Raw genomic sequence first — 21,571 nt, forward strand, 5'->3', positions numbered from 1 at the left:
TCGGCTCGCGACCACGTGCCCACCAGTTGGTCCGTGCCGGGCGTGACCGGACCGGCGGCCCGGGAGGCCCTCCGACTCATCGACGGGCCGGTACCGGGGGGATGCTGATCTCCTGCGTTGCCCCACGGTCGACACCGAGGACGGCCGCGACCGTGTTCGCGACCCGGTCCGGGTCGGAGAACAGCTGGAAGGCGTGCACGCGCACGTAGTGCCAACCGAGTCGACGGAGGACCTCAGGACGGAGCCGCAGCGACTCACGGAGCGAGCCCTGCTGGAGCGTCGCATCCGTCTCGATCGTGACGCAGACGCCGCCGTGCGCGGCCACCAGGCCGAGCTTGCCGCGGTGCCCGAGCGCGACGGGGATGCCGCGCATCTCGAGCCGGCGCGCCAGGTCGACGAGCAGCGGGTCGGAGTCGTCGGGGACGTACTCGGCAGTGGTGCGGGCGCGGACCTCGGCGAGGATCTCGGCCAGGGCGACGGTGCCGTGGCCCATACGCTCCGCCTCGATGTCGGACGGCTGGAAGCACGTGACGATGACCATCGAGCGACGCGCACGGGTCATCGCGACCGCGAGGAGCCGCTCGCCTCCGGGCTTGCCGAGCGGACCGAAGTCGCGCAGGACCCGGCCGTGCGGGGTGCGGCCGTAGCCGATCGAGAACACGACGCGGTCACGGCTCTGCGCCACCGACTGCTCGAGCGTCGCGACGATGAACGGCTCCGCACGGTCTCCGATGACGAACTCGGTGAGGTCCTTGTGCCCCTGCGCCGCGGTGAGCACCGCCTGCTCGACACGCACGGCGTGCTTCGCCGATGCCGTGATCACCATGAGCGACTCGGTGGGACGCGTCCGGGCGTGGTCGATGACGAGCCGGACCACGCGGTCCACCTCGGCGTCGACGCTCTCCACCGCGCCGGACTCGGGGTCGGGAACGGCCTTGCCGTCGCTCACGTAGTCGAGTGCGATCGAGCCGTGGCCGAGGAAGGAGCCGGCCCACGGCAGCGACTCGATCCGGCCGCCGTAGAAGCGACGGTTCACGAGCTCGGCGAGGTCCTCGCCGCCGGCACGGTACGACGTCGTGAGCGACAGGGTCGGCAGCAGGGTCGAGAGCTTCGCGAGCGCGGAGTCGGCGTGCAGGGCGTCGAGGGTCTCCTCATCGACCTGCAGTGCGCGGTGCGTCGGGTCGACGGCGATCCGGAACGGGGACGGCGTCTGCGTCACCGGGTCGCCGAACACGACGGTCTGGCGGGCACGGCGGACGGCGTCGACGGTCTCCGCGATGGTGACGGCACCGGCGTCGACAAGGATCACCGTGTCGAACGGCATCGTGTCGGCGATCTGCGGGACCTCGTACGGGGACGCCAGCCACACCGGCGCGATCGAGCGGGACAGGTGCGGCGCGGAGTCCTGCAGGAGTCGCGAGGTGATCGCGCCCGCCTTGAGCTGGGACTTCAGCGCCGCCGCCTCTTCCGGCCAGTCGACGAGGCCGACCTTCCAGTTCTCGGCGAGCTGCCACGCGAGCCCCTGCGAGACACCGGCGGCGTGCGCGTCGTCGACGAGGCGGAAGTCGGCCTCGACCCGGTCGAGCATGTCGGTGTTCGCGCCGAGCAGTGCCCGGTCGGACTCGAGCATCGTCTCGAGCGCCGACTGCCACCAGGCGAGTTCGAGCTCGGCCGGCACCTGGGTGTCCGGGACGTGCCGGTTCGCGAGGTCGGTGATGAGCGGCTCGAGCTGCAGGTCACGGAGCGTCTGCATGAGCTCGGTGCGCTCCTGCAGGTTGTGCAGGACGTCGGAGTCCGCCGCGAGCGTGCCGATGTACGGCACGAGGTCCTCGACGGGCATGTTCGCGAGTTGCTCGTCGCGGCTGGTGCGACCGAGCGGCTCGTCGAGGCGCGCAAGGTCCTCGACCACGTTGGAGAACAGCACCTGCACGTCCGCGATGCCGGTGGGGACCTCGGGGTTCACGCCGGCGGCGACGTAGCGCTGCCAGAGCACACGCTGCTGCTGCACGCGGGAGAGCGCTTCGTGCAGGTCGGACACGTGCACACCCGGTCGGACGTACTCGCGCGCCAGCTTCTTCAGCCGGCGGCGGTTGGTGCTCGACATCGGGGCGCCCTCGCCTCGGGGCGCGGTGGCGGCCACGAGCTCCGAGACCGAGCGGTCGAACACCACCGGCAGGAAGCGGTCGAGGGTGTCGCGGATCTCGGTGAGCAGGCGCAGGTAGATCCCGAGCTCGTTCACCGTGGTGAACTGCCGCATCCGGGTGGACGCGATGAGTTCGTGCGCCCGCTGGAGCAGCGTCGGCAGGGCGCCGTCGTGCAGGTCCTTCGCGATCTTGTGCGCGCGCTGGGCACCGTCGCTCGACGAGAACTTCGCGCCGTACCAGGGCGAGTCGTCCGGGCCGTATCGGAACTCCCCGAGGTTCGCGGCGCTGACCATCGTCTCGGCGACGCGGGAGCGCCCCTGGACCATGGCGGCGACGGACTGCTTCGAGAGCCGTGCCGTCGTCGACGGCGGGACGGGCAGGAGCGACAGGCGCGAGAGCTCGACCAGGCAGTCGAGGACGCTGACGCCGAAGTCGCGGTCGGTGCGGGACAGGGCGCCGCGGTAGTCCTTCAGGACCTTGCGGAGGCGGACCAGGGCGTCGTCGACCTCGCGGAGGCTCGGACGGGTCGCCTTCTCGTTGCGCGCGATGGCCCGGACGACGTCGCGGCGGAGCGTCGACGGCGTCACGGCGACACCGGGGAGCTGCACCTCGGCGAAGCGCGCGGCGATCCCACGCAGGGTCGCGCGGCGCGGGCTCACCACGAGGACGCGCTTGTTCGCGGCGACGAGGCCACCGAGCGCGTTCACGATGGTCTGCGTCCCGCCGGTACCCGGGAGGGTCTTCACGACGATCGAGTTGCCGGCCGTGATCTGCGCGATCACGTTCTCCTGCTCGTCGTCGGCGTCGAGCAGGAGCGTGTCGGTGTCGGGGCTGCGCTCGTCCGACGGGGTCTGCTCGACCGGACGGTAGGACTGCTCGACCTGCCACTTGGCGCTGGGGTTGCCGGCGAGGGCGTCGAGCACCGGGTGCGACAGGTCCTTCGTGTCCTCGACCAGGCCGGTGGCGACCTCCGCGAAGGTCGACACGACGAGCCGGGCGTGCACTGAGAAGCCGGGGATGTGCGCGGTCAGCCCGCGGAGGCGGTCGATCACCGGGTTCGGGGTGAACGAGCCGTCCTGCTGGGCGAGCGCGACGAACGCCTGCGCGTCGAGCGTGACGCCGAACTGCTCACGGAGCGCATCGGCCAGGGCCGGGTTGAGGACGGGCTCACCGAGTAGGCGGACCTCGAAGTCACGGCCGTGACGACGGATCGCGAGCGGACGGAGGAGCACCGGGCCGCGGTACTGCTCGTCGCCGTGCTTCCAGTCGGCCATGCCGATGCCGAGGTTCACGGCGTCGATGCCGCGCACGGTGGCGAGCTCGGTGCCCTTCGCCTCGACGTGTCCGGCAGCGATTCGCGCCGCACGGAGGGCGACCTCGTCGCGGATCAGGCTGGAGAGCAGGGTGGTCTTGCCGGTGATGAACTGCGCGAGTCCGCCGGGGTGCGTCGTGGAGAGCTCGATGCGCGCACGCGGGTGGTCAGCGAAGTGCACGAGCGGACTGGTGCCGCCGACGCCGGCGAGCTGCGAGCGCCAGGCGTCCCAGACCGGCTCGGCCGCGTTCGTCGCCGTGAGCCGCGGGTCGCCGAGGCTGATCGCGTGCGGGCTCGTCATCTGGAGCTCGGGTCGGAGCGAGCGGTCGAGGTCGTCGTCGTTCGGGTCGGTGGTGGCGTCCGCGGTGCTCGTGGTCTCGTCCTGCCCGTGCTGCTGCTGCTGGTCGTCGTGCGGCTCGTCGCCCCCGACGGTCTGGTCGCCCCCGACGTGCTGGTCGCCCCCGGACGCGCGCGTGTCCTCGGCGGAGACGTCGTCGTTCACGTCGTCCTCGCCGCCGGTCACTCTGTCCGCGCGCCACACAACGCCCACTGTAGGCGGAAGGATCCCGCGTCTCTGGCAATGAACCGAGGTTTCGGGCAGATCGGGCGACCGGCGGGCGATCCGCGAGGGCGGTGTGTGGTACCAACGTGGCATGGCCATCGACGACCGCACCGCCCCGCCCACTGCCGCTCCGTCGCGGCGTCGAACGGTCCCCGCCGAGATCTCGCGCTCGTGGCTCCTCGTCGCCGGGACCGCGTCCGACCGCTTCGAGTCCGCCACCCGGTCCCGCGCGGACCAGGTGATCCTCGACATCGAGGACGCCGTCGACCCCGCCGCGAAGCCCGCCGCACGGTCCACCGTGGCCGAGTGGCTGACCGGTGGCGGCGACGCCTGGGTGCGGATCAACGACGTCACGACCGACTTCTGGGCCGACGACGTCGAGGAGCTCCGCGGGCTGCCCGGTCTGCAGGGCGTGATGCTCGCGAAGACCGAGAGCCCGGCGCAGGTCACCGACACCTGGCACCGTCTCGGTGGACAGACGCCGGTGATCGCCCTCGTCGAGTCCGCCCTCGGCATCGAAGAGGCGACGTCGATCGCCCGGGCGCAGGGCGCGTTCCGGCTGGCCTTCGGCAGCGGCGACTACCGCCGCGACACCGGGACCTCGGCGGACACGCTCGCGATGGCGTACCCGCGGTCCCGGCTCGTCGTGGCGTCCCGCGTCGGCGACCTGCCCGGTCCGATCGACGGCCCCACGGTCGGCTCGTCGCACCCGATCCTGCGCGAGCAGTCGCAGGTCGCGGTGTCCCTCGGGCTCACCGGCAAGCTGTGCCTCGACACCGAGCAGCTGCCGGTCATCAACGAGGTCATCTCCCCCACCCCGACGGACGTCGCCTGGGCGCAGGACTTCCTCGACGACTTCGAGGCGCGCGGGCGCGTCATCCGCGACGGCTCCGACCTGCCGCGACTCGGCCGTGCACAGAAGATCCAGCGACTCGCCGAGGCCTTCGGCGTCGAAGCACGATAGGGGTACCGCGATGACATGGTCAGCACCCGATCCCACACCGGGCCGCCCGACGCCCACCGAGTGGCAGCAGGGCGCGACGACCCTGTTCCCGCCCGGGAAGATCGCCGACCGGATCACCACGATCCTGCTCCTGGTCTTCGGGGCGCTCATGACGATCGTCGCCGCGATCGTGGGGCTGATCGTGACGATCTCCGCGACCGCGGCGTGCGACGCCGCAGCGGGGTGCTCCCCCGGCGGGTACTTCGGTGGCGCGGCGCTCGCGGTCGGCGGCGCGTTCGTGATCGGCGTCGCGACGGTGGTGCTCGCGATCGGTGCCTGGATCCGACGCCGGACGTCGTGGTGGATCGCGGCGGTCGGCTTCGTGCTCGCGGTGGCGTGCATCACGTGGGGCGGCGTCGTGTTCGCGGGCGCCGCGGACGACACGCCCTCGTCGACGGGACCGATCAGCAGCGGCGTGTGACGGCCTTCCCCTAGATTCGTCGGGATGGGGGTTCGGCGCAGACCACAGCACCCGTGGCGTGCACGGGCACGACGACGGGTCGGTCTGCTCGCCGTCACCACCGCCGTGGTGGCGTTCGCCGCTGCCACCGCCGTACTGGTCCTGGTGATCGGACCGGCCGCCGCACGGGACCGCTCCGCAGCGATCACGGATCCTGCCACAGCGCGCGCAGCGGTCGGTGTGGCGGTCGCACTGGACGGCCTCGCGGTCGCCGTGCTGGGGGTCCTCGCCCTGGTCGCCCTCGTCGTGGTCGCCACACGGCTCGACCTGGTGCGGTCGGCGGAGGACGCCCTCCTCACCGCGCGCGGCGCGACCCGCGGCCAGCTCGCACGCTGGGGTGCGGCGGAGGGGATCGTCACGGCCGCGGTCGGGTCGGCCGTCGGCACGGCCGTTGCCGTCGCCGTGTCACTGCCGACCGGACCGTCGACCGGCTCCATCTCGTCGGTCGTCACGGCCACCGTCTGCGCTGCCGTCCTGGTCGGCACGATCGTCCCCGCCGCGGTCGTCGGACGGCGCCGTCGGTCGACCACCGGGATCGTCGGGCAGGTCGTCGCGGCGGGCGTGCTCGTCGCCGCCGCGGTGTTCGCGACGTGGCGGCTCTTCACCGCTGGCGTCCCGATCGACGTCGTCCGGCGCACTGTCACGGTCGACGTGGTCGCCGCCGCGGCACCCGTCGTCTGGATCGTCGCCGGGGCGTCGGTCGTCGTGCTCCTCGGGAGCGTGGCCGCGCGGGTCGTCGCCCGGTCGGCCACGGGATGGCGCGGGCTGCTGCCGGCGCTCACCGCCCGCCGGACCGCGCGCACGTGGGCGTCCTCGGCGCCCGGGGTCCTCGTCGTCTCGATCGTGGCCGCCACCGGGGTGTTCGTCGCGGGATTCGCGGCGACCGTCGCCGAGGTGGACGACGACACCGCCCGCGCCGTCGTCGGTCCGGACGTGCGGGTGCGGTTGGACGGGGACGCGGTCGTCGGCGAGCGCTCGCCCCTCCAGCGCATCCGCCTCCATCGGCCGGCCTCCGGCAGCATCACCCCGGTGTGGACCGACACCGTCGGCGTGGGGTCCGTGGACGTGCCGATCGTCGCGACGTCGGCAGCACGTGCCGCCGCACTCCTCCCGGGCACCGGAGCGGATCGACTCGGCCCCGCGCACCGGTCAGGGGTGCCGCTGGTCCCGGGACGACGCTCGGTGTCGATCGACGTACGGACCACCGTGGCGACGTTCGACGACGTGCAGCGGCCGGACGCGGTGGGCTCGGTGCGGTTCGCCGCCTGGGTCGTGGACGACGACGGGGTTCCCGCGCTGGTCACCCTCACCAGCTCCGCCGACGGCACCGGCGCGGTCGCGGTCGGTGGCGCTGCTCGGCTGACGGGGACCCTGCCGTCCTCCGGGTCCGGCTGGCGTCTGCTCGCCGTCGAGCCGACCCTGACGTTCGCGTCCCGGCCCGCCGACACCGACTCGACGTTCACCTCGTCGCGGCTCCGTGTCGCCGTCGGGGCCACCGTCGACGGCGCCGCCGGGCCCGTCTCGGGCGAGACCACCGCGGTCGACCTCGCTCCGCCCGCCAGGATCGTCCTCGGCCGGTCACCGGGCAACGGGCGCCTGCCCGTCGTCCTGACCAGCACCCTCGCGGACCGTCTCGGTGTCCGGATCGGATCGCACCTGGACGTCACGCCCGCGTCCACGGGAAGCCCCGTCGCGAGCACCGTCCGGGCGATCGTCGCGTCAGTGCCGGGGACGGGGAGTCGCAGCGCCGTCGTGACGGACCTGTCCACGCTCGTCGCGACGACGATCGACGGGGGTGCCGCGCCCGCGGGCTCGGCCGTGCCGCGCGTGGGCGAACGCTGGATCACGACCTCCGACCCGACGTCCGTCGTGGAGTCGCTCCGCACCGGTCTCTCCCGTGGTTCGACCGTGACATCCGGTGCGGCGGTCCGGTCCGGTCCCGTGGTCGCCACCGCGGTGGCCGGCCTCGCCACGACCGCTGCCCTCGGTGCGCTCCTCGTGCTCCTCGTGCTGGCGATCGTCGGCGCCGAGCCCGATCCGGCGCGACGGGTGCTCCGGGCGCTCGGAGTCCCGGCGAGGCGGTCGGCGGCCGCTCGCGGGCTCGGCTCCTCCCTCCCAGCGGTCCTCGGGGTGCTCGGCGGAACGGCGGCGGGCATCCTCGCGGTCGGCACGACCGTGGCTCCGTTCGCCGTCGCGGCGGTCCCGGCGGCGCGCGGGCTCGTCGACGCTGCCCCGGTCGCGGTGACCCCGGCGGCGTTCGTCGCGCCCGTCGTCCTGCTCGTGGTGACCGCGGTCGTCGCGACCGTGGTGGTCGTGCGCGGACGCCGGACGGAGGGCGACTCGTGAGCCGGTCGCGACGCGCCACGACCGGTGCGGCCGCGCGTCGGGTCGCCCGATCGCACCGCGGTCCCCTCGTCGCGATCGCCGCGGTGGTGTACCTCGCCACCGTCGCCGGGGCGGTCGTGCTCCCCGTGCTCGGTGGGCTGCAGACCGCCGGGGTCCAGCACGACCTGACCAGGGCGACGCCCGTCGAACGGGACCTGCAGGCCACCTTCGTCGTGGCAGAGCCGGGCTCCGCCCCCGCGGACGTCGCCGGCTCCGCCGCCACAGACCCGGTCACGTCCGGCGCACAGGCGGCCTTCGTCGGCATCGCTCCCGCGCTGGACGACGCGCGACGGGCGATGCCGGCCGTCCTCCGGTCGGCCACCCGTCCCGGCGAGTACGTGGCGCAGACCGAGCTCATGCCGCTCGCCCAGGAGCCCTCGAAGCCCCCCGCGTACATCGCGATCGCGGCTGATCCCGGGTTCGCGGGACGATCGCACATCGTCGAGGGGCGGGCTCCGCGGCCGTCCACCGACCCGGGAGCGATCGAGGTCGTGCTCTCCCGTCCCGTCGCGTCCGCCGTCGAGTGGCCCGTCGGGACGACAAGGGTCGTCGCTGACACCGGGGGCGAGACGACCATGGACCTGGTCGGGACCTACGCCGCCGACGACCCGAAGGAGGACGCCTGGACGCAGACCCCGACGACGCTCCGTCCGGCGAAGCTCGCGCTCGGGCCCGGTGGGACGGCCGAGACCGGCGTCGCGTACGCCGCTCCCGGGTCGGCCGGCGCGCTCGCCGGCAACCTCCGCGCGGTCCACGGGCGGGCGTGGTTCGCGCTCCGGCCGGACGCGGTGACGACGGCGAACCGCGCGGCGCTGTCCGACGCCGCGAGGACCACGCTCTCCCGTCTCACACCACTGCCCTCGACGGTCTCGGGCTCAGCGCGCCTGACGACCGGCCTCCCCGGGCTCCTCGACGCCGCGGCTGCCCGCGACGCGACCGTCGGCACGCTGACCGCCGCGCTCGGGACGGGCCCGCTCGTCGCCGTGGTCGGGGTCATGGCCCTCGTCGCGCTCCTCACCGTCGAACGCGACCGGGACCGGTGGCAGCTCCTCGCGGCACGCGGCGGCGGTCGGGTGCTCCGCGGCGGTCTGGCTGCCCTCCTCGTCGCCTGCGCCGCCGTGCCCGCCGCGCTGCTCGGTGCCGGGACCGCTGCGGCCGTCCTCACGGCGATCGGCGCCGGCTCGGACGCCGGAACGGGAACGCTGGCGGCGGGGATCACGGTCGCAGCGTCGGCGAGCGCCGTCGTCCCGTGCCTCGCGGCTGCTGCGCTCGTCCCCGGTGGGCGGTCCCGGGCGCGCGCGCCACGACTCCGGCTCGTCGTCGAGAGCGCCGTCCTCGTCGCGACCGCGGTGGCGGCGTTCGTCTCGGCGCGTGCCGGCATCGCCACGGCCGCGCCGGACGGGCGCATCGATCCGCTCGCCGCCGCGCTGCCGGTGTTGCTCGCGGCCTCTGGCACCGTGCTCGCGACCCGGCTGCTCCCCGTGGCGTTGCGCGTCGTCGTGCGGGCGTTCCGCCGCGGCGCCGACCTGGCGGGCCTCCTCGGCTCGATCACGACGGCGCGAGGGGGCGTCGCCCGGACCGTCGCGATCGGCGTCACCACGGCCGGGGTGGCCGTCGCACTTCTCGGCAGTGTCGTCGGCAGCACGCTCGTGCACGGACTCGACGAAGCCGCGCGGCGGTCGGTCGGAGCGACGGTCTCGATCGAGGCCCCAGCGCTCGACGACGACCAGGTCACCGCGATCGGCCGGGTCCGCGGCGTGGCGTCCGCGACGGGGATCGCGACCACGGACGCCGTCAGCCTCGACACCCGGTCGGGAACGGTCACCTCGACGCTGCTCGTCGGCGACTCGGCAGCGCTCGGGGCGACGCAGCGCGGCATCCCCGGCGCGCTGCCCACCCCGAGGGCGCTGCGCGGTCCCGCCACGGCGTCGGTCCCGGTCGTCGTCTCGGAATCCCTCGCCGAGGACCTCCGGCACGGCGGGTCCGTCCTCGGGACGCGCGTCAGGGTGGTCGGGACCGCGCCGGACCCGTCGCCGTTCACGGACGCCGCGAAGTGGATGCTGGTCGACGTCCGGAACGCGTCCGACCTCACCTCGACCGGCAGCGTGGACCGGGTGCTCGTCGCGCTCAGCCTCGGTGCGGACGTCGACCGCGTCGTGCCGCGCCTCCGCGCGGCGGCCCCGGACGGCACCGTGCAGACGGCCTCGAGCGTCGCGCGCGAGCTCACAGCCGACCCGCGGGTGCCCGGCGTCCGGACGATCGCCGTCGTCGCCGCGCTGCTCGGCGTCGTGATCGGCGCCGGCGCGCTCGCCGCCTCGGGGTTGCTCGCCGCGGCCGGTCGGCGGGAACGCGGGCGACTGCTCGCCACCCTCGGCCTCGACCGCCGTCGGAACCGCCGGGTGATCGTCGCCGAGTCGGTCCCGCTCCTCGTCACGATCGTCGTCGCGGGGGTGGTCGTCGCGGCCGCCGCCGTGGTGCTCATGCTCCCCGCGGCCGACCTCAGGTCCTTCACGGGGAGCCCGGTGCAGCCGCCGGTCGCCCTCGACCCGTGGGTGTTCGGCGGCACGGTCGCCGTCGTCGTGGTCGCGCTGCTCACGGTGCTCGTCGTCGAGGTCGCCGCCGGCACGCCACCAGCACACCGTCCCAGTCCGCGTCCGCAGAACAGGAGCCGTCCATGAGCGACACCGAGGACATCGTCTGCCGCGACCTCGTCCGCATCTTCCGGTCCAGGGACGTCGAGGTGCAGGCCCTCCAGGGCCTCACGCTGACCGTCCGACGCGGCGAGATGGTCGCGGTCGTCGGCGAGTCCGGCAGCGGCAAGTCCACCCTGCTCGGCATCCTCTCGGCGCTCGACGAGCCCTCTGCCGGCACCGCGGTCGTGGCCGGGACCGACCTGTCCGGGCTGTCACCGCGGCGCCGCACGGCGTTTCACCGGCACGCCGTCGGCTTCGTGTGGCAGCAGACGGCCAGGAACCTCATCCCGTACCTCAGCGTCGCGCAGAACGTCGCCGCGGTGCTCGCCGTGGCCGGGGTGCGCGGTCGGGCCCGTGCCGACCGGACCGCGGCCGTCCTCGACCTGGTCGGCATGCGCGACCACGCCGACGCCCTCCCCGAGGACCTGTCCGGCGGGCTGCAGCAGCTCGCCGCACTCGGGGTCGCGCTCGCGAACGAGCCGCGCGTGCTCCTCGCCGACGAGCCCACCGGTGCGCTCGACCGTGAGAGCGCCCGCGCCGTCCTCGCCACCATGCGTGCCGTGAACGAGGCCAGCGGCGTCACGATGCTCGTCGTCACGCACGACGAGCGCGTCGCCGCCCAGGTCCGCAGGACGGTGCGGATCCGGGACGGCCGGACGTCCACCGAGACGATCCGCGACGACCTCGACACCGGCCCGGGCGAGGAGTACGCGGTGGTCGACGCGGCGGGACGCCTCCAGCTCCCGGAGTCGTTCCAGCAAGCGCTCGGGCTCCACGACCGGGTCCGACTGAGCCTGCACGACGACCACGTCGCGATCCGACCTGGAGCGGGCCGATGACCGCGGCACCGGTCCTGGTCGCCAGCGGCCTCGGGCACGACCACTACTCCCCCGCCGGTGTCGTCCGCGCGCTGGACGCGGTCGACCTCTCCGCAGACCGCGGCGAGCTCGTCGTCGTGCACGGCTCGTCCGGATCGGGCAAGTCCACGCTGCTGCGCATCCTCGGCGGCCTCGTCCGGCCGACGCGCGGCGAGGTCGCCGTCGACGGAGTACCGCTCGCGCCGCGCTCCGAGGACGAGCTCCTGGCGATGCGGCGCGACCGCGTGGCCTTCGTCTTCCAGGACTTCCGGCTGCTGGCCGAGCTGACCGCGGCCGAGAACGTGGAGGTGCCGTTGCGCATCGCCCGCGTCGACCCCGCCGAGCGGGACGACCGGGTCCGAGCGGCGCTCCGCGAGGTCGGCCTCGACGGCCACGGTGCGCAGCGGCCAGACGAGCTCTCCGGAGGCCAGCAGCAGCGCGTCGGCGTCGCCCGCGCCGTGGTGGGCAGACCGGGGCTGCTGCTCGCGGACGAGCCGACCGCCCAACTGGACAGCATCACCTCCGCCGGGATCGTGGACCTGCTCGCCGGGCTCGTCGAACGGACCGGTCTCGCGCTGGTGGTCGCCACCTCCGACGACGCGTTCGCGGACCGCGCGACGCGCGTGGTGGAGCTGCCGGACCGCTGACGGGAGGGTCGTGGCGGACTGGCCACGAGCCTCCCGTCCGGTGGGGCGTACCGTCTGCACCATGGTCACGGTGAGCCGGACGACGGTCGCGATCGTGGGCGGCGGGCCCGCCGGCGTGGTGCTCGGGCTGCTCCTCGCCCGAGCGGGGATCCGGGTGCGCGTCGTGGAGAAGCACGACGACTTCAACCGCGACTTCCGCGGCGACACGGTGCACGCCTCGACGATCCGGTTGCTCGACGAGCTCGGGCTGGGCGACCGCTTCCGGGCGATCCCGCAGTCACGGCTCGACGACTTCTCCCTGCCGATGCCGGACGGCTCCCGGCTGCTGCTCGGCGACTTCTCGCGCCTGAGCCCGCCGTACGACCACGTGGCGATGGTCCCGCAGTGGGACCTCCTCGACATGCTCGTCAGCGCAGCACGGCAGGAACCGTCGTTCGAGATCTCGATGGGGCAGGCGGCGTCGGCCCTGATCGTCGAGAACGGCGTCGTGGCGGGCGTGCACCTGCACCCGTACCGCGGTGACGGCGAGCACGAGGAGCTCCGCGCCGACGTCGTGGTCGCGTGCGACGGACGCGACTCCGTCCTCCGCGCTGCCGCCGGCCTCCGCCCGAAGCAGTTCCCCGTGCCGTTCGACACCTGGTGGTTCCGGCTGCCGAAGGAGCCGAGCGACGCGGAGACCGCACTCGTCCCCGCGTTCGACGGCACCGACGTACTGCTCAGCTTCCCGCGGCGCGACTACCACCAGGTCGCGTACTTCGCGCCGAAGGGGTCGGATGCCGCGCTCCGGGCCCGCGGCGTCGAGGACTTCCGTGCCAGGGTCGCCCGACTCCGGCCGTCGTTCGCCGACCGGGTGTCCGCGATCGGGTCGATGGACGACGTGCACGTGCTCGACGTGCGGATGGACCGCCTGCGCCGGTGGTGGCGACCGGCGTTCCTGTGCATCGGTGACGCCGCGCACGCGATGTCGCCGGCCGGCGGCGTCGGGATCAACCTCGCGGTGCAGGACGCCGTCGCGACGGCCGCGATCCTGGCGCCGGCGATCGTCGGGGGCGTCCGCGGACGGGCGCTGAACCGGACCCTCGCCGCGGTCGAACGCCGCCGGACCCCGCCGGCGGTGCTGGTGCAGGGCGCGCAACGCGCACTGCACCGCATCGTGTTCGAGCGCGCGTTCGCGGGGAAGCTGCAGGACGGACCGCCGCTGCTGCCGGTCCTGCTGGCGAAGTACGTGCCGCCGGCCAGCGGGGTCTACGCACGCGGGATCGCGTTCGGGCCGCTCCCCGAGCACGCCCCGGCGTGGGCTCGACGAGGCTCCTGAGTCCGGCGATCGAGCATCGGCGCATGCTGGGCGGATGAAGCAGCGAACCATCGGGGACACCAACGTCAGCGCGATCGGACTCGGCGGCATGCCGATGTCCATCGAGGGACGACCGGACGAGCGCCAGGCGATCGCGACGATCCACGCGGCACTCGAGGCCGGCGTGACGCTCATCGACACCGCGGACGCCTATCACCTGGCCGCACACGACGAGGTCGGGCACAACGAGGAGCTCATCGGCCGGGCGGTGCGGGAGTACCACGGCGACGCGTCCCAGGTGCTCATCGCGACGAAGGGCGGGCACCTCCGACCGGAGCCGGGCGCGTGGGCGCAGAACGGTCATCCCGAGTACCTCAAGGAGGCGGCCAAGGCCTCCGCGAAGCGCCTCGGCGTCGAGACGATCGACCTCTACCAGTTCCACCGCCCGGACCCGGCGGTCCCATACGCGGACTCGATCGGAGCACTCGCCGAGCTCCTCGACGAGGGCGTGATCCGGATGGCCGGCATCTCGAACGCCGACGTCGACCAGATCCGTCTCGCGAACGAGGTCCTCGACGGACGGCTCGTGTCCGTGCAGAACCAGTTCTCGCCGGCGTTCCGGTCGAGCGAGGCCGAGCTCGAACTCTGCGACGAGATGAGCATCGCGTTCCTGCCGTGGAGCCCGCTCGGCGGCATCGCGGGAGCGGCGGACCTCGGGTCGACCTACGCGGACTTCGCGACCGTCGCGCGGGACCGCGGCGTCACACCGCAGGTGATCGCCCTGGCGTGGGAGCTCGCGAAGAGCGACGTCGTCATCCCGATCCCGGGCGCGTCACGGCCGCAGTCGATCCTCAACTCGGTGACCGCGGCGACCGTGAAGCTCCGACCGGAGGACATCGCACGACTCGACGCCGCGCAGGCGGCTGCGGCCTGAGCGTCAGCCGCAGACCTCGCTCATCTTCTGCGTCGACTTCTGGACGTCGGTGATCGAGTCCTGCAGCTTCGTCGAGTCCACCGACTGCGGGTCCTTCGAGTAGGCCTCGAGCTGCGACACGAGGTTCGAGAACGACTGCTCGAACCCGGAGGCCGTCTCGTGGACGTCCTCGTTCGTCACCTTGTCGGTGGCCGCCTTGAGCTTGCCGTCGAACTCCTTGAGCTTCGCAACCGCCGTGGTCGGGTCGCTCTGGATCTTCGTCATCTGCGACTGCAGCTCGCTGGAGACCGACTTCATGTCGCTCTCCAGCGTCTTGCAGGCCTGCGCCTTGGTCTGTGCCTTCGGCGTCGGCGTCGACCCGCTGCCAGCCCCGCCGGACGCGCATCCAGCGAGCAGGACGACGGCGACGGCGGCTGTGGTGAGTGCGGCGAACTTCTGCATGGTGATCCCCCAGGGTCTGATGACGTGTCCCTCGAACGGGAACACGGATGCGCGACCGAGCGTACATGGGAAACCCACAGGGTCGGATGGCGAGGGTGTCGGGTCCGCACCACCGCCGGATGACGTCGCCGCGCGTACCGTCGTGGGCATGCAGGCCATCACGTACGACGAGCACGCGCTCTCCCTGACCGACCTCCCCGACCCGACGCCCTCCGACGGCGAGGTGCTCGTCGAGGTGGCGGCGGCCGGGGTGAACAACGCCGACCTGCAGCAGCGGCAGGGGAACTACCCGCCTCCCCCTGGAGCGTCCGAGATCCTGGGGCTGGAGGTGTCCGGCACGATCCGCGCGCTCGGCAACGGCGTCTTTGGTTGGGCCGTCGGCGACCGGGTCTGCGCGCTCCTCGCCGGCGGCGGGTACGCGACGCACGTGGTCGTCCCCGCCACGCAGCTGCTCCCGGTGCCGGAGGGCGTCGACCTCGTGGAGGCCGCTGCACTGCCCGAGGCAGCATGCACCGTGTGTTCCAACATCGGCATGCTCGCGGGGCTCCGTCCGGGGCAGACGCTGCTCGTGCACGGGGGTACCGGGGGCATGGGGTCGCACGCGGTCCTGTGGGCGAAGGCACTCGGCGCGACGGTGATCGCGACGTCTGGCGGCGACCGCAAGGTGGCCGCGTCGCGTGACCTCGGTGCGGACCTGGTGATCGACCACCGTTCCGAGGACTTCGTCGCCCGTGCGCTCGACTTCACCGACGGTCGGGGCGTCGACGTCGTGCTCGACGTGGTCGGACCGGACTACCTGGCGCGGAACCTCGAGGTCCTCGCGCCGAACGGGCACGTCGCCGTGATCGCGTCGGGCAGCGGGACCGAGGCACCGCTGCCGTTCGGGTTGCTCATGCGCAAGCGGGCGACGATCAGCGGGACGACGCTCCGCGCGCGGCCGCTCGCCGAGAAGGCCGCCATCGTCGAGGCCGTCCGGTACAACGTGTGGCCGTTCGTCGCCGACGGTCGCGTGCGTCCGGTGGTCGACGCCGTGCTGCCGCTCGCCGAGGCGGGCGAAGCGCACCGCCGCATGGCGGCGGGCGAGGTCATCGGCAAGCTCCTGCTGCAGCCCTGAGGCGCGCCGGGAACCGCCTGGAGGCCCGGTGCCGGTCCGGCGGACCGTCACCGGGCCTCCAGGCGGTTGCGGTCAGGCCGCTGCGCGCGCCAACGCGACGACCTGCATGCACTTCTCGCCGAACGTCGCGCGGAGCAGCGCCGCCGCGTCCTCGTCGTCGTCGAAGCGGGCGGGCATGTCGATCGCGAGCATCACGCTGAAGATCATCCCGGAGCCGAGGAAGCCCTGGACCTGCTCGTCGGGGATGCCGGCCTCGTCACGCAGGAACCGGTAGATGCCGAGGAACCCCTCACGGGCAGCCCGGCCGATGGCCGGCTCGGCGCCGGAGACGAACGCCTGCAGGAGCATCGTGTGCAGTCCGCGCGTCGCGGCGAGGTCGACGAACTGCTCCCCGATCGCGCGCGCCCGCTCGTGTTCGTCCGCACCGGACGGCAGTCCGTCGAGCGTCTCCCGCCAGGCGTCGACGAGCGTGGCGAGCGTGGCGTCGAGCACCTCGAGGAAGAGCGCCTCCTTCGCCCCGAACATCCGGACCACGTACGGCTGGCTGATGCCGGCGGCCTTCGCGATCTGGTCGGTCGTCGTGCCGTGGTAGCCCTGTCGGCCGAACAGGTCCCGCGCGGCGTCGAGGATCATCGCCCGGCGTTCAGCAGCCGGCATCCGACCGGTCCGCGACACTGCGGCATCTGCTCCAGAAGTCATGGTTGACAGGTTATCAGTCGATTACTACAGTCGCCAGCGTTAGTAATCATCCGATTACCTCAGAACGGACCTCCCGATGAAACGACGCATCCCCGTCTGGCTGGCGATCACCGCCGCGTCCCTCCCGATGTTCATGGCGACCCTCGACAACCTCGTCGTGACGAGCGCGCTCCCCGCGGTGCACGCGGACCTCGGTGCCTCCGTCGAGGAGCTGCAGTGGATCACCAACGCGTACACACTCGCCTTCGCCGCGCTGATGCTCCTCGCCGTCGGACTCGGCGACCGGCTCGGCCGACGGCACCTCTTCGTCGCGGGCATCGCCGTGTTCACGATCTCGTCGGCCTTCGCCGCGATGAGTACCGACCCCACCGCGCTCATCGTGTGGCGTGCCGTGGAAGGCGCAGGAGCGGCGGCGATCATGCCACTCTCGCTCACCCTGCTCGTCGGCAGCGTCCCCGACCGCACCCGAACCGTCGCGATCGGCGCCTGGGGCGGGATCTCCGGCCTCGGCGTCGCGCTCGGTCCCCTCATCGGCGGCGCCGTCGTCGAGGGCTGGAGCTGGCAGGCGATCTTCTGGCTCAACGTCCCCGTCGGGATCATCGCGATCCCGCTGGCACTGCTCGCCCTGCCGAACACCCTCGGCGCCCGGGTCCGCGCGGACGTCCTCGGCGTGGTGCTCGCCGGGCTCGGGGTCCTCGGTGTGGTGTTCGGCATCGTGCGGGGCAACGACGCCGGGTGGGCCTCGTTCGAGGTCCTCGCCGGGCTCGTCGGCGGCGGCCTGCTGCTCGTGGCGTTCGTCGTTCGCCAGGCCACGACCGACGCGCCGCTCCTGCCCCTCCGGTTCTTCCGCGACCGGAGCTTCACGCTCGCGAACATCGTCGCGATGACGTTCTCGTTCGGGGCGTTCGGCGCGGTGTTCATCCTCATCCAGTTCCTGCAGGTCGTGCAGGGCCGCTCCCCGCTCGAGGCCGGAGTCTGGACGATGCCGTGGACCCTCGCGCCGATGGTGGTCGCGCCGCTCGCGGGCATGGTCGCACCTCGGATCGGCACCCGCGTGCTGATCGCCGGCGGGATGGCGTTCCTGTCCGCCGGACTGTTCTGGATCGCCGGTGCCATGTCCGCCGACGTGACGTTCACGGGCCTGCTCCCCGGGTTCCTGCTCGCCGGGATCGGGATGGGCGCGGTCTTCGGGCCGATCTCGACCGCGGTGCTCGCCCGGATGCCGCAGGAGGACCACGCGAAGGCCTCCGGCTCGAACTCCACGCTGCGGGAGATCGGCGTGGCCCTGGGCATCGCCGTGCTGACCGCGGTGTTCACCGGCGCCGGTGGGCAGCTCACACCGACGGGCTACGTCGACGCGGCACAGCCGGCCGTGCTCGTCGGGGCAGCGGTGGTCGCGGTGTCGGCCCTGGTCGCCGTGTTCCTGCCCGCCGGGCGCGGGGTGGCGTCGGCGGAGCCGGCAGCGGCGGAGCTCGCACCGGAGCCGGCGCTCGCGGCATGACCGGCCGCACCCCGTTGCGGACATCGCGCCCTGTCACGACGGGGCGCGATGTCCGTGACGGGGCGCGGCGCCACGAAGCGCGGTGAACGCGCTACGCGCCGACGCGGGAGAGGAACTCCACCAGCGCCGGGTGCGTGGGAGCGTCGAGGACCTCGGCGGGCGTGCCCTGCTCGACGACCTCACCGCGGTGCAGGAACACGATGCGGTCGGCGACGTTCCGCGCGAAGTGCATCTCGTGCGTCGTCATCAGGATCGTGGAACCCTGGCGCTTCAGCTCGGTGACGAGATCGAGCACCTCGCCGACGAGCATCGGGTCCAGGGCACTCGTGACCTCGTCGAGGAGCAGCAGCTCCGGCTCCGACGCGATGGCCCGGACGATCGCGACACGCTGCTGCTGCCCGCCGGAGAGCCGGTCCGGGTACGCACCGGCGAAGTCCCCGAGCCCGATCCGGTCGAGCAGCCGGCGTGCGGTGGCCTCGGCGGTGGCGCGCGGGACGCCGTGCACCTTCCGCGACGCGAGCGTCACGTTGTCGAGCACGGTGATGTGCGGGAACAGGTTGAACTGCTGGAACACCACGCCGATCCGGGCCCTGGTGGCGTCGACGTCCACGCGCGGGTCCGAGATGTCGGCACCCTGCAGGAAGATCTGCCCGTCGTCGATGCCCTCGAGGAGGTTCACCGTCTTGAGCAGCGTCGACTTGCCGGAGCCGGACGCACCGATGACGCAGATGACCTCGTGCCGGTCGACGGTGAGGTCGATGCCGCGCAGGACCTCCTGGTCGCCGAAGGACTTGCGGAGTCCCTGGAGCTCGAGCACGGCGGTCATACGGTGCCCCCGATCTGCTCGCGGCGCTGCTGTCGGCGGGCGATGGCGTCGGTGACGCGGATGAGCGGCAGGCTGATCACGACGAACAGCAGACCCGCGACGAAGTACGGCGTGAAGTTGTAGGTCTCCGCCTGGGCGATCTGCGCCGAGCGGACGGCGTCGACCGCGCCGAGGATCGACACCAGGCCGACGTCCTTCTGCATCGACACGAAGTCGTTCATGAGCGCCGGCGTGACCTTCCGGATCGCCTGCGGCATCACGACGAGCCGGAGCGTCTGCGCGTGGGACAGCCCGAGCGACCGGGCGGCGAGCCGCTGCGAGGGGTGCACGGCCTCCATGCCGGCGCGGAGCACCTCGGCGATGTACGACGAGTACGTCAGGATGATCGCGACCGTGCCCCAGACCTCGGCGGGCAGGCGCGGGAAGATCCCGAGCCCGGGGATGCCGTAGCCGACGAGGTACAGCACGATGATGAGCGGCAGCCCACGGAACAGGTCGGTGTACCCGGTGGCGAGCATCCGCAACGGGAAGAACACCGGGTTGCGCAGACCCCGGACGACGGCGAGCAGCGTGCCGAACACCGCGACGCCGATGGCGGCGAAGAACAGGATCCGGATGTTCAGCCACAGGCCGAGCAGGATGTCCGGGAACGTCGACACGGCGGTGCCCGGGTCGAAGAACGACTGCTGGACCGCAGCCCACCCCGGGGTGTTCACGACGCCGAAGTAGACGACCACCAGCACGACGACCGTCGACACGACGGATGCGAGGACCGCTCGACGCCCGCGCTGTCGACGGTAGATCCGCCGCTCGAGCTCGACCTGACTGGGAGCCGCCGTGACGGCTGTGGGGACCGTCACCTGCGCTACTTCAGGACGGGGGTGTTCGTCTCGGACGACAGCCACTTCGTCTGGAGCCGCTTGAGCGTGCCGTCGTCGTCGAGCGTCTGCAGCGCCTTGTCGACCTTGCTCGTGAGCTCGGAGCCCTTCGGCAGCACGAACCCGAACTGGTCGCCCTTGCCGTCCGACGGGAACTGCGCGGACACGGTGCCGTCGTCGAGCTGCGCTGCCGCCATGTAGAAGGCCGTCGGCAGATCGGTGACGATCGCGTCGATCTGGCCGGACTTCAGCGCGAGCACGGCGTCGTCGTTCGAGTTGAAGACCTGCGGGGTGACCCCGAGGACGTCCTTCACGCTGGCGATGCTCGTCGAACCGGTCGCGACACCGATCGCGTCCTTCTTCAGGGAGTCGACCGTGGTGTCGTCGACGGCCTTCGACCCCGAGGTCGTGACGACCGCCTGTGTGGTCGTGTAGTACGCCGAGGACATGTCGACGGCCTTCTTGCGCTTGGCGTCGATCGAGAACTGCTGGATGTTGAGGTCCCAGTCCTTCGGGCCGGGAGCGATCGCGCTGTCGAAGGTGCTGCGCTTCCAGACGACGTCCGACTGCGCGTAGCCCATCTCCTTCGCGACGGCGTACGCCACGGCCGACTCGAAACCCTTGCCGGACTGCGGCTTGTTGTCCTCGACCCAGGGCGAGTACGCGGGCTGCCCGGTCGCGATCGTGAGCTTGCCGTCGGCGACCGTGCCGTCGGCGCTGTTCCCGCTCCCCGATGCGCAGGACGAGAGGGCGAGGGCGGCGACCGCGGCGGTCGCGACGGCGATGGAGATGCGGAGGGGACGAGTCACGGTCGGGCCTTCGTGCAGGGGGTGGGGGCAGGGAGAATCGTACGGGGAACTGGTACACCACCGCGACCCGGCCCGTCACCGAGCGACCCGGTCCTGGTAGGATCACGACGCGGGCTGAACCGAGCGCATGCTCGGCTGAGGTCTGAGATCAAGGGGCGTCCCAGCACGGGGCGCCCCCTTTCTCGTTCGTGGTCGGCGTCGCGCGTCGTGACCGTCAGGGCCAGACGACGATGGCGTCTCGGCGTGCTGTGGTCACCTCGGTGCGCCACACCGGCCGGAGTTCGTCCCACATCGTCTGGTCGCAGACACTCCCGCTCCGAGCGCCGGGCGCCTGGAACCGGCGGAACGCGGTGTACGCGACGAGGTCGGCCGCCTGGATGAAGTAGGACGACGCAGAGTCCCGAGGGACTGGGTCCTCGACAAGGAGCGGCGCACTGACTCGACGGCCGCCCGGTGCGAAGCTGTGCCGCCGGAATCGACGATGGATCGCCCGGACGGTGGTGTCGTCGCCGGCATCGTGGACGAGGATGATCGGCCGCCCGAGGCGTTCCGACCGGATCCGGAGGCGCTGGAGCGGGGAGGTCCACGCCCGTTCCTCCGGTTGGAAGTCCATCGGACGGGCTTCCTTGTCGATGACCACTGCGAAGACGCCGGACGCAACGACGGACAGAGCAACGAGGGATCGACGGAAGACGTCGCGCCGCTGCCCGTCCCCGAGCCCCAGGTCCCTGAGGTCGCCGCGACCCCTCAGGAGGACGTTCGCCTTCAGCTCGTGCCGAACGAGGATGCCGTAGGTGTCTCGCATCTCCCGACGCACCTCTGCCAGCCAGTCCAGCCGATCGGTCCAGTCACCGCCGGGGACCAGCACGCACCCGAGCGTGTAGGTCCGCGTCGCCCCGGGAGAAGCGACGGGATCCCCCTTGTCACCGGTCTCGTCGACGTAGGCGAACTCGAACGGCGCGTCGATCGCTGCTTGCGCGAGCGCAGGTACAAGGCCGGGATCCATCCGGCC

At 72.7% G+C, this 21,571-nt stretch carries 17 protein-coding genes; 10 read left to right on the top strand and 7 right to left on the bottom strand.

Annotated features, from left to right (window positions below):
* Positions 1–76: 76 nt before the first annotated feature.
* Positions 77–3,757 (bottom strand): AAA family ATPase, encoded by a 3,681-nt coding sequence (locus ACIPJ2_RS00175; protein WP_402728292.1) that lies wholly within the window; start codon positions 3,755–3,757, stop codon positions 77–79.
* Positions 3,758–4,109: 352 nt separating this feature from the next.
* Between ACIPJ2_RS00175 and ACIPJ2_RS00180 the strand changes: the two genes are divergently transcribed.
* From ACIPJ2_RS00180 to ACIPJ2_RS00215, 8 genes are all read left to right on the top strand, one after another.
* Complete coding sequence (locus ACIPJ2_RS00180) at positions 4,110–4,982, top strand: CoA ester lyase (protein ID WP_281265774.1); 873 nt, start codon at positions 4,110–4,112, stop codon at positions 4,980–4,982.
* Positions 4,983–4,992: 10 nt separating this feature from the next.
* The gene (locus tag ACIPJ2_RS00185; protein ID WP_402727067.1) at positions 4,993–5,442 is read left to right on the top strand and encodes a DUF6264 family protein; all 450 of its coding nucleotides are present in this window, start codon (positions 4,993–4,995) and stop codon (positions 5,440–5,442) included.
* A gap of 24 nt (positions 5,443–5,466) precedes the next feature.
* Entirely contained in the window at positions 5,467–7,827 is a 2,361-nt protein-coding gene (locus tag ACIPJ2_RS00190) for a hypothetical protein (protein WP_402727068.1), read from the top strand.
* On the top strand, positions 7,824–10,544 hold the full coding sequence (locus tag ACIPJ2_RS00195) for a hypothetical protein (RefSeq protein ID WP_402727069.1): 2,721 nt from the start codon (positions 7,824–7,826) through the stop codon (positions 10,542–10,544). Before ACIPJ2_RS00190 ends, ACIPJ2_RS00195 begins: the two co-directional genes overlap by 4 nt.
* The gene (locus ACIPJ2_RS00200; protein WP_402727070.1) at positions 10,541–11,398 is read left to right on the top strand and encodes an ABC transporter ATP-binding protein; all 858 of its coding nucleotides are present in this window, start codon (positions 10,541–10,543) and stop codon (positions 11,396–11,398) included. The genes ACIPJ2_RS00195 and ACIPJ2_RS00200 overlap by 4 nt, the downstream gene beginning before the upstream one ends.
* Entirely contained in the window at positions 11,395–12,063 is a 669-nt protein-coding gene (locus ACIPJ2_RS00205) for an ABC transporter ATP-binding protein (RefSeq protein ID WP_402727071.1), read from the top strand. Before ACIPJ2_RS00200 ends, ACIPJ2_RS00205 begins: the two co-directional genes overlap by 4 nt.
* A 61-nt stretch (positions 12,064–12,124) precedes the next feature.
* Positions 12,125–13,378, top strand: coding sequence for an FAD-dependent oxidoreductase (locus ACIPJ2_RS00210; protein WP_402727072.1), 1,254 nt, complete (start codon positions 12,125–12,127; stop codon positions 13,376–13,378).
* Positions 13,379–13,412: 34 nt separating this feature from the next.
* Positions 13,413–14,291, top strand: coding sequence for an aldo/keto reductase (locus tag ACIPJ2_RS00215; RefSeq protein ID WP_402727073.1), 879 nt, complete (start codon positions 13,413–13,415; stop codon positions 14,289–14,291).
* Positions 14,292–14,294: 3 nt separating this feature from the next.
* On the opposite strand, the gene ACIPJ2_RS00220 is transcribed toward ACIPJ2_RS00215, so the two are convergent.
* A complete protein-coding gene (locus tag ACIPJ2_RS00220; protein ID WP_402727074.1) occupies positions 14,295–14,732 on the bottom strand; it encodes a hypothetical protein in 438 nt (145 codons plus the stop codon).
* Between the two features lie 148 nt (positions 14,733–14,880).
* Between ACIPJ2_RS00220 and ACIPJ2_RS00225 the strand changes: the two genes are divergently transcribed.
* Positions 14,881–15,846, top strand: coding sequence for an NAD(P)H-quinone oxidoreductase (locus ACIPJ2_RS00225; protein WP_402727075.1), 966 nt, complete (start codon positions 14,881–14,883; stop codon positions 15,844–15,846).
* 72 nt (positions 15,847–15,918) lie between these two features.
* Here ACIPJ2_RS00225 and ACIPJ2_RS00230 read toward each other — a convergent pair whose 3' ends face one another.
* Complete coding sequence (locus ACIPJ2_RS00230; protein ID WP_402727076.1) at positions 15,919–16,545, bottom strand: TetR/AcrR family transcriptional regulator; 627 nt, start codon at positions 16,543–16,545, stop codon at positions 15,919–15,921.
* A 76-nt stretch (positions 16,546–16,621) separates the two neighbouring features.
* Here ACIPJ2_RS00230 and ACIPJ2_RS00235 point away from each other — a divergent pair, with 76 nt between their 5' ends.
* Positions 16,622–18,046, top strand: coding sequence for a DHA2 family efflux MFS transporter permease subunit (locus ACIPJ2_RS00235; RefSeq protein WP_402727077.1), 1,425 nt, complete (start codon positions 16,622–16,624; stop codon positions 18,044–18,046).
* A 91-nt stretch (positions 18,047–18,137) separates the two neighbouring features.
* On the opposite strand, the gene ACIPJ2_RS00240 is transcribed toward ACIPJ2_RS00235, so the two are convergent.
* From ACIPJ2_RS00240 to ACIPJ2_RS00255, 4 genes are all read right to left on the bottom strand, one after another.
* The gene (locus ACIPJ2_RS00240) at positions 18,138–18,872 is read right to left on the bottom strand and encodes an amino acid ABC transporter ATP-binding protein (RefSeq protein WP_402727078.1); all 735 of its coding nucleotides are present in this window, start codon (positions 18,870–18,872) and stop codon (positions 18,138–18,140) included.
* Positions 18,869–19,732, bottom strand: a complete 864-nt coding sequence (locus tag ACIPJ2_RS00245; RefSeq protein ID WP_402727079.1) for an amino acid ABC transporter permease — start codon at positions 19,730–19,732, stop codon at positions 18,869–18,871. Before ACIPJ2_RS00245 ends, ACIPJ2_RS00240 begins: the two co-directional genes overlap by 4 nt.
* Positions 19,733–19,737: 5 nt before the next feature.
* Positions 19,738–20,559 carry an ABC transporter substrate-binding protein gene (locus tag ACIPJ2_RS00250; protein ID WP_402727080.1) on the bottom strand — a complete coding sequence of 274 codons (822 nt, stop codon included), beginning with the start codon at positions 20,557–20,559 and terminating at the stop codon, positions 19,738–19,740.
* Between the two features lie 214 nt (positions 20,560–20,773).
* Positions 20,774–21,565: a DUF3800 domain-containing protein gene (locus ACIPJ2_RS00255; protein ID WP_402727081.1), complete on the bottom strand. Its 792-nt coding sequence runs from the start codon at positions 21,563–21,565 to the stop codon at positions 20,774–20,776.
* Positions 21,566–21,571 lie beyond the last annotated feature (6 nt).

This window comes from Curtobacterium sp. NPDC090217 (assembly GCF_044746705.1).
Lineage (GTDB): Bacteria > Actinomycetota > Actinomycetes > Actinomycetales > Microbacteriaceae > Curtobacterium.